At 49.6% G+C, this 248-nt stretch carries 1 protein-coding gene; it reads right to left on the reverse strand.

Annotation, left to right across the window (positions count from 1 at the left end):
* A partial coding sequence (locus CWC11_RS22650; protein WP_283241047.1) for a proton-conducting transporter transmembrane domain-containing protein occupies positions 1-248 on the reverse strand: 248 nt, incomplete at both ends.

A 248-nucleotide genomic window follows, 5' to 3' on the forward strand; every position in this document is an offset into this window, starting at 1 on the left:
TGAGCCATTGCCACAAGGGCGGTTCAAGCTGGTCGCTCAAGCGACGAGTCAAATCTTCATGGATCCACTGGCTTGAGTTTAAAAATGCGTGGGCCTTGTAGGCTGAATGCGCTAATAAGTGCAGCAGCGCTAATTCATAAAGTCCCAAAGCACACTCCACTAGCATCAGTCCCATTTGTGCGCAGGTTGACCAAGCCAAGCGCACTTTTAAACTGATCCGCGTTGTCATGATAAGCGCGGCCAATAAT

Origin of the sequence: Pseudoalteromonas sp. S3178 (assembly GCF_005886985.1) — a bacterium.
Lineage (GTDB): Bacteria > Pseudomonadota > Gammaproteobacteria > Enterobacterales > Alteromonadaceae > Pseudoalteromonas > Pseudoalteromonas carrageenovora.